We start from the raw sequence: 12,640 nt of genomic DNA, 5'->3' as shown, positions 1-12,640 counted from the left end.
CTCAACGCGGGGAACCCGCGCACGGCAGTGGCTCCCCAACGCACTGGCTCCCCTTGGAAAGGATGGAATCTTAAAAGCCGCCTTGGAAAGGGGGTTGGGGGATCTGTTTTGCGTAAGTGCTATCAATGAAAGAAACATAATCTCCCTTCTTCCCTGTTCCCTATTCTCTGTTCCCTGTGTTTTTCAAGCTACTGCGGTGTTGCTGAGCGTCCCTGCTTACCTAGTTTAACGACGACGAAGTAACTTAAGTAAAGCACATAAATAATTAAACCAACGATACCCAGAAAGCCGAGAAAGGCAGGTTTGGAGTTGGGATGGAAATAATCTTTGAAGAGTAATGGAGCTTCAAGCCAAACGCGACAATAAGGACTTGCGATCGGACTTGAGGAAAAACCACAACCCACAAAAGGTATAAAGGCAATTGCGCTCAAAATACAATACACAGTCGTAGCCCAACGCCAGGAGGTAAAAAGCAGCTTTAAAGGGCCATTTGACTGATATTCTATTTCATCGTTGAGATCCACCCAGAACCACAGAGAAATAGGAATCAAAATCAGACCAATCAGTCCTGAAATAAAACTTACTCCAAAGCCCGCAATCATTAAGTACACGGTAATTGTCAATAAACTTGCGACTCGCCAGTAAATCGTGAGCAAGCGTTGTATTCCTTCAGCTTTTTCTACATATGCCCAAATTAACAGAATGATCGGGATAATCACTGCGAATAATACTGCTAATCGGTAATCCATCCAAACAAAGGGACGAAACCAGAGTTCATTATTCATAATTTTTTTATGAGAAATCAACAAGTATAGTCAATAGTCAATCAGTATATGATATTACCCATAAACCTTGTGCTTTTTTCTTTAGAAAGAAACAGCCATTCCCAGCCCTTTATCTAAATAAAGGATGATATGAAAATCTCACTCGCTACACACATTTCCAGTTTTCTACAGAAAATGGAATGAGGTTGGAGTGAGATTTTGTACAATGAGGGGTGTTGAAGATGCAAGATAGCCAGTAAACTCATTCTGGTTATTTGCAAACGCACCATAAACAAACTGCTAGACGAATCACTTTTTAATCATCGTAAATTCTGCACTCATCTGCATCTGGATTATCATCACAGTACTTTTCAAGAGAGTTTTTGGTTTTTTGATTTGACTTTTGGTGGGAGGCCTCGGCTTGTAGTTCTTCTAATGCGTCCCAAGCTGCGGCGCACTCAGGAGAGTCTTTACCTGAGGTATCGCAGGTGGCACGAACTTGTTCACGTTCTTGTTCGATTGCGTCTTGTATGTTGTTGCTCATGTTCCTAGTCTTGTTGTGTTTTCAATACAAGTATAGAAAAAATTCAAAAATGACAGTTTTTGCACTATAGTTTCCATTTTACTGTAATTGACCAAAAGTCGTCTCACCAGTAAGTGAGGGAATGTCCTCCTTGACATCCTCCCCGGCGCAAAGTCTGCCGGGGGAAGCAACCCAAGCGGCGAGCTTTGCATAAATGCGCGGGGATTCCTAAGACTCACGACTTAGGGTTTCTGCTTCTTAGCAACTGCCTCCACTCCCGAAGGAGATTTGGTCTTACGTTCGCTCCACAGACTGAAACGATGAGCCCCACCGCCGTATGTATCGAAAACCAAAAAGGAATTCTTATGTTTTGTGATTCAAGGGATGTTTCCCATTGCCCCGTCCTCTTTTCCCGGTCTACCGATTTTTCCTCGCCGTTGCAAAATATTGCAAACTTTGGTGTTAGGCTGTATGTCTCCATCGTCTCGGGTGGGTCATTGACCATTAATAGTATTGTCGCATAACACGAGTAGTTGTCCCTTCATTTCTGACGGCAGGCTAAACCCAGCAAGAGTGGCTTTCATGAGCCACTGCCGTGCGGGGGGTTCCCTCCTGCAGTGCGGTCTTGGGGAGCGCTAGCCATGCAGGAGGGTTTCCCGACAGAGGTGTCTGGCGTTGGTCTCCCCCAAGAGCACCTGCCGTCCCCGTTGAGGCATGTGGCGTCCCCTGCCTGTTCGCGCAGCGTGCCCCTTCGGGCATAGTACGAAGAACGGTACTACGTACCTGCTTCTCAGGGGTTTTCAGCCTACCCAGTATAACTATTACAGTAAACCGTATTAATAATTTTGTATTCGTCTTTATCTTTTAAGATTTTGGATTTTGGCTATCAATATAAATTATACAATTTATTTTGCTCGGCAGTTCACCACATCGCCTAACCTATGGCTGGTGCCAAACTCCACCATCTGCTTAGTAGGAGTCCTATCGTCGGTTCTTGATAGGATAAAAATAAAAACCGATTAGCCTCGAAAAAAAAGTGGAAAACTCATGGCAGACCAAATACAGTGGGCAAACGCCTTATCAACCCGTCCTTCTTTGGAAGCAGCTATTGAAGATGTAGTACAACAAGCTGTCTCGTCGTTAACAGCACCTGCTGATTTAGGGCTGGTATTTATTTCGTCTGCTTTTACGAGTGAGTATTCCCGGCTTTTACCCTTACTTGCTGAGCGACTTTCTGTACCTGTGCTTATTGGTTGTAGCGGTGGTGGTGTGATTGGGACAACTGGGCGTGGACAAACCCAAGAGTTGGAAGCAGAACCAGCCTTGAGTTTGACCTTAGCGCATCTGCCTGAAGTGAGTGTTAAAGGTTTTCATATTGTTCCTGAAGAATTACCTGATCTAGATAGTCCGCCAGATGATTGGATTGATTTGATTGGTATACCATCAACACCTGCGCCACAGTTCATATTGTTGTCTGGCTCGTTTTCATCTGGAATTAACGATTTATTACAAGGGATAGACTTTGCTTATCCTGGATCGGTGACCATAGGAGGACAAGCAAGTGGCGGCGGTTTGGGAGGTAGTATCGCCTTATTCTACAATGACAAAGTGTATAAAGATGGAATAATTGGCGTCGCTTTGAGTGGTAATATTGTCTTGGAAACGATTGTGGCACAAGGATGCCGACCGATTGGGAAACTGCACCAAGTTACAAAAAGCGATCGCAATATCATTCTGGAACTCGATGAGCGAAAACCACTGGTTGTCTTGCGAGATCTGATTGCCAATTTAAGTGAAGAAGACCGAATCTTGGCACAACATTCTTTATTTGTTGGTTTGGCGATGGATGGATTCAAGCAAGATTTGCACCAGGGAGACTTTTTGATTCGTAGCATCCTCGGAGTCGATCCAACAGCCGGGGCAATTGCGATCGCAGACTATATTCGACCAGGACAACGCCTACAATTTCACCTGCGCGACGCTGAAACTTCTGCTGAAGACTTGGAATTCCTTTTAGAAAGTTATAACACAAAACAAGTTGCACAGCCGTCTGCAGTTGGTGCGCTGATGTTTTCCTGTGTCGGACGTGGTGAAGGACTCTACCGAAAACCTAATTTCGATTCTGAGCTTTTTAGGCGTTATCTCAAAGATATTCCAATAGCCGGCTTCTTTTGTGGCGGTGAAATCGGTCCTGTAGGTGGCAGTACTTTGCTACACAATTATACCTCTGTCTTTGGAATTTGCCGTGCAATCGCAACTCAGGAATAAGTTAGAGATTTTACCTGTCCACTAAAGTAACAATGTAGTGTTGTTATCGATGAAGGATGGAGTTCCACTAGGGGCGATCGCACCATACTTCTCAAAGTAGCGACGCAGTTCTGGTGGAAAGTTGGGATAATCAAACACAGCATCCCCATTCGCCATATCTGCCCAAAACTCGCGTAAACTGGGAGCTAATTCTGTTGCCTGCGACATTGGCAGGTTTAAAGGAGGCAGAGTTAGGAACTTGACGAGAAAGGGAAAACTGCGATCGCCCATCCACTTCTTAGATGTCTGTTGCAAGTTCGGGAAATCAGGCACTGAACTGACGCGATATGATAAAATTTGCAACCATTGCTGACCGTGATTATCCTGATGACACTCTAATATCCGGTAAGGATGAGGATAGCTCACTAAAGAACCTGTTGTTATATCGTATACACCATCTGAATCAGCAACATCTTGAACGTGTAAGTGTCCTGTGAACACCAGCCGAACGCCGTACCGCTTTAGAATTTGTAATAGTTCTGTTGCATTTCCTAACATATAGCGATTTGCCATTGGATGGCGTGATTGATTAGGCAGGTGTTCAACAACATTGTGATGCACCATGACTAAGACAAATTCATCACCAGTCCCAGCTAAAACTTCTTCTAACCACCGTAGCTGTTGAGTATCTAAACGTCCTATCTGCTGTCCTTCGTCGTCAAAACAGTTAGAATTCAAACCGATGAGCCTAACACCTGGCAGTAACTGACAAGTGTAGTAAAGTTGGTCAGTATCCTCGTAGCCAAACTTACGGTAATAGTGCGGAAAATCTGAGATCGCAATGGATTGCTCATTCGCCTTCACAACTGGAACATCATGATTACCAGGAACAACATAAGTAGGAAAGGGAAGCTGTGCTAAGCGTTCTTGCAACCAAGCATGATTTTCTGGTTCACCGTGCTGGGTTAAATCTCCTGGAAGCAAAAGAAAATCTATATTAAGTTGTGTTAAATGTTCTAGTACACTTTCAAACGCAGGAATACTAACTTCCACCAAATGAAAACGACTGGGATGATTCCAGATTGTATGGGAAAGCGCAAGGTGCAAGTCGCTGACCACAGCAAAGCGAAAATTTGAAATCATTGATTTTATGACAATCTCAAAAGTGGGGTGTAAAAACTCTTTTTAGAAAGAGTATAACCCTTGCTTCGCTACGCTGCTTGGCAATGATCTCGCTTAACATTTGTACACAAAATCTGTCAGTTTTTCTTGTTGATCAACAAAAAGGCAGAATTTGAGCGAAATATTGGCTATTTTTCTGGTGTGTTGCGAGTATCCAAGAAAAAATATACAAAGCACTTTGGCAGCGTCAACTGACATTAGCAATCACCTGTCCAATGTCTTGAGGGGTTGCACCTGTTGCGAGCATTGCCCGAATTAATAGCTCGATTGAGACTGAAGCATCTCCATTTTCAGCTTTTGCAATCCGGGGCTGGCTAGAGCTAATTTTGGAGGCAAGTTCAGCTTGAGTCATCAGTTGTTGCCGACGTTCCTTTAAGCTTCGACTCAGAGCTAACTTAATTTCGACAAAAATAGTTTCTTCCGGTGTTAACTCCAAAAAATCTGAGACTGTCCCAATCTTCCAGCCTTTAGATTCTAAGCGTTCTCTCTTTGCTTGATCCATAACATTACTCCCGTTAGTCAGTGTCATAGTTGCTAAGTCGCTTTTTGCAAATCTCAATCACGTTTTTGGGTGTTGCTCTCGTCGTTTTGTTAAAGACTTCAACAATCAAGATTCCATCATCATCTATTCGGTAGATAATTCTCCAGTTTTTGTCTGCATCTCGAATACGCAGTTCATGACAGTGTGCTCCGATACTTGACATCGGTCGCGAATGAGGTAGTTCAAGATTTTCGCCTTCCTGTAATTGCCTAAGCAAAACGCCTGCTTCTATCCGCGCTTCTTGACTCAAAGGTGGAGTTTTTACCTCACCGTGCAGCCAAACCAAAGGTTTACTTGATTGTTCCATGCCATCTTTATATCATATCTGATATATTGCTGTGCCTCTGTCGTCTAAAAATTCCGTTGCAGGGGACAAACATACTTGACGTTGTCGATATATCGCGATACTATAAAAAATATGTTGAACAAAAGAGAAAATTATCGTATGCATGACCGAATAAGATCACATGAGCCACAGGGCGAACATGATGAGCACAGACACGGACACTATCCTTATAGAGAAGAAGGTGGACGCAGAGCCGGAAGAGGAGGACCTCCCAATCCAGAGGGCGAACATGATGATTACAGACGCGGATACCATCCTCATAGAGGAGAAGGCGGACGCAGAGCCGGAAGAGGAGGACCTCCCAGAAGAGGAGAGGGCAAAGTCCGGCGTGGTGAGGCGCGTTACCTACTTCTGGACGCACTGCGCAACGAACCCAAACACGGGTATGAGATTATCAAAGCGCTGGAAGAGCGATCGTCTGGACAGTACGCCCCTAGCCCTGGCACAGTCTATCCAACCCTGCAATATCTAGAAGATATGGGGCTAGTGCGTGCCGATCAAGAAGCCGCGCGGCGCGTCTATCATCTAACTGAGACTGGTCGAACCGAGTTGGAGGCCCACGCGCAGGAAGTGAATGCTTTTTGGGCGCGATTTACTGAACCCGATACATCTGCCGCCATTCGAGCCGAAATCGGTTTTCTGGAGGACGAATTACAACACTTGATGCGGACAGTATGGGGCGGCTTACGAAATGCCCTTAACCGAGATGATCAAAACACAATCCGTCGTGTCCGCGAGGCGATTGAACACTCCCAAAATGAGGTGCGGCGCATCCTTACAGAACCCGACAGCTTAAGAGACAATCAGGAATAACCATATTTTGTTGGTTGTTTTTGGTTAACTGATATTGGGTTTGGTGAAAAGGAGAGTCAATTTTGGCATTTGTTAGAGTCCGTCAACACGTTAATCCGCTTGCGCAAAAGTATCAAACACTGATCGATCCCCTAGACTGGGAAAAAGTGTACGCCAAGCCAAAAGCGCCCTTACATCTGGATATTGGAGCTGCACGAGGACGCTTTTTGTTAAGTATGGCGAAAATTGAACCAGACTGGAATTTCTTGGGTTTAGAAATTCGGGAACCTCTGGTGGTGGAGGCGAACAAGTGGCGGGATGAGTTGGGACTAACAAATCTCCACTATGTGTTTTGCAATGTGAATAACTCATTGCGATCGCTTTTCTCTTCCCTACCTAAAGCAAGTCTACAACGCGTCACAATTCAATTTCCCGATCCCTGGTTTAAAAACCGCCATGCAAAACGGCGAGTCGTGCAACCAGAATTAGTTACAGAACTAGCAGAATTTCTCATACCTGGGGGTATTGTATTTTTGCAATCGGATATTGAGTTTGTGGCGTTGGAGATGTGCGATCGCTTTGCAAATCATCCCGCTTTTCAAAGACTTGGTACAGGCGAGTGGCTAGCCCAAAATCCGCTACCAGTTTCCACAGAACGGGAGATAGGAACAATCAACAAAGGTGAACCTGTTTATCGTGCTTTATTTGAAACACTCAGATGAACGGCGAGAATCCTCATCCATACTCGAAGAGTTGGATGGGGTGTGTTGAATGTAGAATTCTTTCCCAGGGGCTGACTAATCTGGAGAAAGACCTTTAGATTCTAACCATTCATGGTTGAAGATGCGCGACTGGTAACGGGAACCGCTGTCACATAAGATAGTAACAATGGTGTGTCCTGGTCGGATTTGTTTTGCTAAAGCAACAGCAGCAGCAACATTTATACCTGTAGAACCACCCATAAATAAGCCATCCTTCCGTAGTAACTGATAAACAACCTTTATGGCTTCCCTGTCATCAATCTGGACAGCATCATCACTAGGCGCGCCTTCCATATTGGCGGTAATACGACTATTACCAATGCCTTCAGTAATAGAATTACCTTCAATATTAATTTCGCCTGTTTTAATGTAGCTGTAAAGTCCGCTACCTTTTGGGTCAGCTACAACACATTTAATTGCTGGATTTTTTTCTTTCAAATACATTGCTACACCAGCAAAAGTTCCACCAGTCCCTGTTGAAGCGACCCAAGCGTCAACTTTACCATCTGTCTGTGCCCAAATTTCTGGTCCTGTTGTTTGGTAATGGGCCTGGCGGTTTGCTAAGTTATCAAACTGATTTGCCCAAATAGCATTTTCCATTTCGCCAGCTACTCTACCAGAGAGTTTGACGTAATTATTAGGGTCTTTATAGGGTACAGCAGGTACAGGGCGAACTTCTGCACCTAATGCCCTCAAAGCATCCATCTTCTCTTGGGATTGAGTGTCAGGAATTATAATCAGGCATTTATAACCTTTGGCGTTGCATATATGTGCCAATCCAATACCAGTATTACCAGCTGTTCCTTCTACGACTGTGCCACCAGGTTTTAGTAAACCTTTTTCTTCGGCATCTTGAATAATATAAAGTGCTGCCCGATCTTTAACAGAACCACCAGGGTTGAGAAATTCTGCTTTACCAAGAATTTCACACCCAGTTTCGTCACTAAAGCTGTTTAAACGAATAAGTGGTGTATGACCTACAGTATCTACAAAGCCGTTTCTAATATCCATGTTTGAACTTCTTGGTGGAGACTATGCTTTTGGTCATCAGGCGTGAGGCCTTGTTGACCCTATACTGATTTTAGAGAGGTCTTTGTTCTAAGATTCAGACTTTAGCCCTACACACTCAAAAATTTTCAAACGTCAACCAGTCAGTGCAGTCTAGTGTTAATCCTAAAGTGCAGCAGCAGTATAGTGCTGAAATTTTGATAAACATTGTTCTCACCAATTTGTCCCATTTGTCACCATTTAGAAAACAATAGTGCCATCTTTATACGTGTAATTACTGACAAAAAAATTGTTGATATCTTCAATATTAGCTGAGAGTTCTAGATATTTTACAGGAGATGATATAAAAGGTGTGAGACCTCACTAGTCAACTAAAATTTACACTTAATTTTCTAAGTTAAGTCTTATGGATAGCAAATATCATGCTTCGCATACTCCTAATCGATAACAACTTTGATGTGCACTTGTCGATAACACCGCAACTCAAGCAAGAGTTTTCTTCTATAGAAGTTACCTCAATTATTCATGCTAAGAGTTTTGAGGAAGCGCTAGCAGTAGGTGATTTTGATATTGCAATTACTGACTACTCTCTACAGTGGACTAATGGCTTAGAGGTTTTAAAAACCATTAAAATTAAATATCCAAACAGTCCTGTGATTATGTACACTGATAGCGGCAACGAAGAAATTGCTGTCTTAGGGATGAAGTCTGGGCTAAGTGATTATGTCTTAAAGGGAAGGCTAGAGCTGCTTGTCATTGCTGTTAAAGAAAGTTTAGAAAAGCAGACATCACTTGACGAGTATGCTGTTGCTGTTGAGCAATTACGAATCAGTGAAGAGCGTTTAGACCTGGCAATGGAAGCTGCTCATCTGGGCACTTGGGACTGGAACGTACCAAAAAATCAAGTAATTTGGTCTAAAAATCATGAACAATTATTTGGTTTACCACCAGGAAGCTTTCTAGGAAGTTATGAAGGATTTCTTTCCTGCGTTCATCCAGAAGACAGAGAACAAGTTTCTGAAGCTATTACTTCTGCCATAAATACAAAAACTGACTACAGCAATGAATTTCGCGTTCTTTGGTCTGATGGAAGCGTTCATTGGATCTTAGGTAAAGGTAATTTTTTTTATGATGATACAGGTCAGCTTGTGCGCATGATTGGAGTGGTGTTGGACATCACTGAGCGCAAGCAGCGGGAAGAAGAACTGGAGCGAGCAAATCGCTTAAAAGATGAATTTCTTGCGATTGTCTCCCACGAACTTCGCACTCCTTTAAACGCAATTTTGGGTTGGGCACAGTTACTGCGTAGCCGTAACTTTGATGAAGCAGCTAGAAATCATAGTTTAGAAATTATTGAACGCAGTGCCCTTCAACAGAACCAGTTAATAGATGATATTCTTGATACATCTCGCTTAATGCGAGGGCAAATGCAGCTATCTATATCTCCTATCAATTTAGTCAGTGTGATTGAGAACGCGCTCAATACAATAAAGTTATCAGCACAAGAAAAATCAATTACTTTGGAATCCGTACTAGAGTGCTCAGTCGCGGTAGTGATGGGAGATGAAAATCGCTTGTATCAAATTGCTTGGAATTTACTTTCCAATGCAATAAAGTTCACCCCAGTGGAAGGACGAGTGCAAGTGAGGCTGTCAATTAGCGCTGAGTCAAACTCTTGTGACTCACTACTCAAAACTCAACAACACGAATCCTATGCTACTTACGACAACCCAGAGCTTGGAGCTTCCTATGGAAGAGGCAGCCTGGATGAATTGCGCGACTTGAACCGACTAAAGTCGGAGTTAAAAGACTTGGGGCTTTCCATTCCCAAGGGTTGGGGGGAAACGGAAGAGTGCCTACTTCCAAGCTCCCTTGGGATTTCCTCCAAATACCCTACGCGAACACAGTCCCCAAGGGGGGGAAATCCACCTGCAGGGCTGCTTCACTCCAACGCATTGGCTCCTCAAGGCTCAGAACCTCCTGAATTTATAAACGGAGGAAACTTCGGTTCAGACAACTTTTGGCAACGCCCTGGGTTCTGGGCAGTCATTCAAGTCAGCGATACTGGTGAGGGCATCAATTCTGAGTTTCTACCTTATGTGTTTGAACACTTTCGTCAAGCTGATAGCACAATGACACGTTCCAATAATGGACTTGGTTTGGGATTAGCGATTGTTCGGCATCTCGTGGAATTGCAAGGTGGCACAGTGACAGCAGAAAGTCAAGGAAAAGGGAAAGGAGCAACCTTTACTGTCAAGCTGCCACTTATAGAAGTGAATACACAACAGCCAAAAGTTCGTCCCGAAAAAACTTATCATCACTCACAGCTAAATGACGTACAAATCCTTGTGGTCGATGATGATACTGATAATTTGGAACTACTGGAAGAAATTTTGCAAGGCGCAGGCGCAAAAGTGACCGCTGTTCAATCCACCAATGCAGCTTTACAAGTTTTGGAAGAATTCAAATGTGATGTACTCATTAGTGACATTGGAATGCCACAAGCGAGTGGTCATGCTTTGATTCGTCAAGTCAGGCTTAAGGAGGTGGGGCAAACCCAGAAGATTCCCGCAGTTGCACTCACTGCTTATAGCAGAGAAGAAGACAAACTTGAAGCACTGGAGGCAGGATTTCACATTTTCTTGCCCAAGCCAGTTAACCCTGTAGATTTAATGGGTGCAATATCTAGTCTTTTGGAATAAGAACAGAAAACTCAACAACTTCATAGCAATTTGCGTACATCAAGCGAACCCAACGCCTAATACCGTTTCACTTTAACGTTGATACATATGGGCAAGTAGGGGGAGTAGGGGGAGTACGGGGAATAGGTGAGACAGCGCTCTTGGTAGGGTTTCCCGACAGCCAGGCGACTGCGTAAGCGCAAGCGCACGAATCGAGCCTAAGCGCAAGCGTGTCCCTTTGGGACTTACAAAGCAGCGTCTGTGCAGGAGATACGCGTAAGCGTGTCCCTTTGGGACTTACAAAGTAGCGTAGGCGTGCAGGAGATACCCGAAGGGACTTTGTCTGTATAGCCGCGACTTCCAGTCGCCAGGATAAAAAGGGGGTTATAAAAGCTGATGTAGTATGAAGTGCTACAAACGTGCATTGACCGTGACTTGAATGCAGCCATAAATTTGAGCCACTGCGTTGGAGAGCCAGCGCTGCAGGAGGTGAGACCAGTGCTGCGGGAGGGTCTCCCGCAGCAGGCATCTGGCGAACCCGAAGGGGTCTCCCGACCTAGGCGTCTGGCGTCCGGGTTCCCCGGCTTGTTCGCATGATTGCGTCTCCCCTTGGGAGATAGCATGTGGCGTATCGCGTCTGGCTAAGACGTGAATGCTTTCTGAGGGATAGCCGCTCCCATGCTCCCGTTGAAGAAAGAAGTCATGTCTAGGTTTGTTTAGGATTTACATAGCAGATAGTACCCACCAACATACTCGCTACTGCACCATTGGTGGTGAAGCGTCGCCACAGCATTGATAAAAGCAAGGCGGGGAAGTTTGCACTGGCGGCGATCGCAAATGCTAAACCCACCATATAAGCAACGTTTTGCCCCTTAAACAAAATACCTAACAGTATCGCCAATGCTCCCAACATCATAGAGATACGCGGGATGTGGCATATGTTACAGAACTTCGCGCTGACTTTGCATCAGGCACTGTGTAGAACCGCATCAGGATGTGGGGTAATCCTGCTGTCCCGAACATCAACGACATTCCCAAAGAGATCGCATCGAAGGGATCACAAACTTGTTTGCCAGGAGCCAACACACCTGGATATTTAGCAGCTGCGCTACTAAAAAGTGCCATTGGGTTAAAGCCAAATTTTGCTAATACCAAAATTGCCAACAAGACAGTTCCACCCAGCAACAGAATAGTCCATGTCTTTTGAAATTGAAAAGAATAGGTTTGATTGTCTCACTCAATTCCTAAATTGCAAAACATTTTAAAGTTTATTAGTATTGTTATTGAGATTTTTCGTGATAAAACATACTAAAAAATATTAAGTTTTAATTTTTAACTACTCCCAACCCGCCAGAAGAATACCTATAGCGGTTCTCATTTGAATCACATACACCACTACGAATAATGTAGAGCACGTAAATGTAACGTCTCTACAGTTGTGTATTGCACGCAACCGAGAAGCGCTATATTTTTGAACCGCACAAGGCGCGAATTTGTGGTGTGGATGTTCCTGGGCACTCGTTCGCGGTGGGCGCAGAGGAGCCAGCGCCGGGGTGAGGCAGCGCGGACGCCACATGCCTCTGTCGGGAAACAAGGACTGCAGCAGTGGCTCGTCTTGGGGAGCATCTGCCGACAGCATGTGGCGTGGTTTCCACGCGCTTGTGCTACAACGGGACGGTAGGTGCTACAAGCGCGTGGCACAGAGACAGGAGTAAATTATTATAGGTAATCTTAGATCCCGAAGGGAGTAAGTGCGATTCGGTTTTCTAGCTTTTATCCCAAACTAATAGACAAG

Annotated in this window: 12 protein-coding genes; 4 read left to right on the top strand and 8 right to left on the bottom strand. The window is 44.4% G+C overall.

Annotation, left to right across the window (positions count from 1 at the left end; genetic code table 11):
* Positions 1-188 precede the first annotated feature (188 nt).
* Both AC5590_RS15910 and AC5590_RS15905 read right to left on the bottom strand, forming a co-directional pair.
* Complete coding sequence (locus AC5590_RS15910) at positions 189-785, bottom strand: DUF3177 family protein (protein ID WP_169264550.1); 597 nt, start codon at positions 783-785, stop codon at positions 189-191.
* A gap of 295 nt (positions 786-1,080) precedes the next feature.
* Positions 1,081-1,308, bottom strand: a complete 228-nt coding sequence (locus tag AC5590_RS15905; RefSeq protein ID WP_169264549.1) for a Calvin cycle protein CP12 — start codon at positions 1,306-1,308, stop codon at positions 1,081-1,083.
* Between the two features lie 1,026 nt (positions 1,309-2,334).
* Here AC5590_RS15905 and AC5590_RS15900 point away from each other — a divergent pair.
* Complete coding sequence (locus AC5590_RS15900) at positions 2,335-3,555, top strand: FIST signal transduction protein (RefSeq protein ID WP_169264548.1); 1,221 nt, start codon at positions 2,335-2,337, stop codon at positions 3,553-3,555.
* A 21-nt stretch (positions 3,556-3,576) separates the two neighbouring features.
* Here the strand turns inward: AC5590_RS15900 and AC5590_RS15895 are convergent, their stop codons facing one another.
* The 3 genes from AC5590_RS15895 to AC5590_RS15885 form a co-directional block, all read right to left on the bottom strand.
* Positions 3,577-4,677, bottom strand: a complete 1,101-nt coding sequence (locus AC5590_RS15895; protein ID WP_169264547.1) for a metallophosphoesterase family protein — start codon at positions 4,675-4,677, stop codon at positions 3,577-3,579.
* A 226-nt stretch (positions 4,678-4,903) separates the two neighbouring features.
* A complete protein-coding gene (locus tag AC5590_RS15890) occupies positions 4,904-5,218 on the bottom strand; it encodes a helix-turn-helix domain-containing protein (protein ID WP_169264546.1) in 315 nt (104 codons plus the stop codon).
* 13 nt (positions 5,219-5,231) lie between these two features.
* Complete coding sequence (locus AC5590_RS15885; protein ID WP_169264545.1) at positions 5,232-5,564, bottom strand: type II toxin-antitoxin system RelE/ParE family toxin; 333 nt, start codon at positions 5,562-5,564, stop codon at positions 5,232-5,234.
* A gap of 138 nt (positions 5,565-5,702) precedes the next feature.
* Between AC5590_RS15885 and AC5590_RS15880 the strand changes: the two genes are divergently transcribed.
* Together AC5590_RS15880 and trmB are read left to right on the top strand one after the other, a co-directional pair.
* Complete coding sequence (locus AC5590_RS15880; RefSeq protein WP_169264544.1) at positions 5,703-6,416, top strand: PadR family transcriptional regulator; 714 nt, start codon at positions 5,703-5,705, stop codon at positions 6,414-6,416.
* A gap of 62 nt (positions 6,417-6,478) precedes the next feature.
* Entirely contained in the window at positions 6,479-7,117 is a 639-nt protein-coding gene (trmB, locus tag AC5590_RS15875) for a tRNA (guanosine(46)-N7)-methyltransferase TrmB (RefSeq protein ID WP_169264543.1), read from the top strand.
* A gap of 75 nt (positions 7,118-7,192) precedes the next feature.
* Here trmB and AC5590_RS15870 read toward each other — a convergent pair whose 3' ends face one another.
* A complete protein-coding gene (locus tag AC5590_RS15870; protein ID WP_169264542.1) occupies positions 7,193-8,167 on the bottom strand; it encodes a cysteine synthase A in 975 nt (324 codons plus the stop codon).
* A 419-nt stretch (positions 8,168-8,586) separates the two neighbouring features.
* Between AC5590_RS15870 and AC5590_RS15865 the strand changes: the two genes are divergently transcribed.
* Positions 8,587-10,866: a hybrid sensor histidine kinase/response regulator gene (locus AC5590_RS15865; protein ID WP_169264541.1), complete on the top strand. Its 2,280-nt coding sequence runs from the start codon at positions 8,587-8,589 to the stop codon at positions 10,864-10,866.
* Positions 10,867-11,551: 685 nt separating this feature from the next.
* On the opposite strand, the gene AC5590_RS15860 is transcribed toward AC5590_RS15865, so the two are convergent.
* Both AC5590_RS15860 and AC5590_RS15855 read right to left on the bottom strand, forming a co-directional pair.
* Positions 11,552-11,746 carry a sodium:solute symporter family transporter gene (locus AC5590_RS15860; RefSeq protein ID WP_246162774.1) on the bottom strand — a complete coding sequence of 65 codons (195 nt, stop codon included), beginning with the start codon at positions 11,744-11,746 and terminating at the stop codon, positions 11,552-11,554.
* An 11-nt stretch (positions 11,747-11,757) separates the two neighbouring features.
* A complete protein-coding gene (locus AC5590_RS15855) occupies positions 11,758-12,030 on the bottom strand; it encodes a sodium:solute symporter family transporter (protein WP_246162776.1) in 273 nt (90 codons plus the stop codon).
* Positions 12,031-12,640: the final 610 nt, after the last annotated feature.

The sequence above is a fragment of the Brasilonema octagenarum UFV-OR1 genome (genome assembly GCF_963888615.1).
In the GTDB taxonomy this organism is placed as follows: domain Bacteria; phylum Cyanobacteriota; class Cyanobacteriia; order Cyanobacteriales; family Nostocaceae; genus Brasilonema; species Brasilonema sennae.
This window is presented reverse-complemented; position numbering and strand designations above follow the sequence as displayed.

What these genes read in the sequence shown, in the direction of transcription:
- AC5590_RS15910 (WP_169264550.1), bottom strand. Translation starts at nt 785, where the DNA reads ATGAATAATGAACTCTGGTTTCGTCCCTTTGTTTGGATGGATTACCGA.
- AC5590_RS15905 (WP_169264549.1), bottom strand. Translation starts at nt 1,308, where the DNA reads ATGAGCAACAACATACAAGACGCAATCGAACAAGAACGTGAACAAGTT.
- AC5590_RS15900 (WP_169264548.1), top strand. Translation starts at nt 2,335, where the DNA reads ATGGCAGACCAAATACAGTGGGCAAACGCCTTATCAACCCGTCCTTCT.
- AC5590_RS15895 (WP_169264547.1), bottom strand. Translation starts at nt 4,677, where the DNA reads ATGATTTCAAATTTTCGCTTTGCTGTGGTCAGCGACTTGCACCTTGCG.
- AC5590_RS15890 (WP_169264546.1), bottom strand. Translation starts at nt 5,218, where the DNA reads ATGGATCAAGCAAAGAGAGAACGCTTAGAATCTAAAGGCTGGAAGATT.
- AC5590_RS15885 (WP_169264545.1), bottom strand. Translation starts at nt 5,564, where the DNA reads ATGGAACAATCAAGTAAACCTTTGGTTTGGCTGCACGGTGAGGTAAAA.
- AC5590_RS15880 (WP_169264544.1), top strand. Translation starts at nt 5,703, where the DNA reads ATGCATGACCGAATAAGATCACATGAGCCACAGGGCGAACATGATGAG.
- AC5590_RS15870 (WP_169264542.1), bottom strand. Translation starts at nt 8,167, where the DNA reads ATGGATATTAGAAACGGCTTTGTAGATACTGTAGGTCATACACCACTT.
- AC5590_RS15865 (WP_169264541.1), top strand. Translation starts at nt 8,587, where the DNA reads ATGCTTCGCATACTCCTAATCGATAACAACTTTGATGTGCACTTGTCG.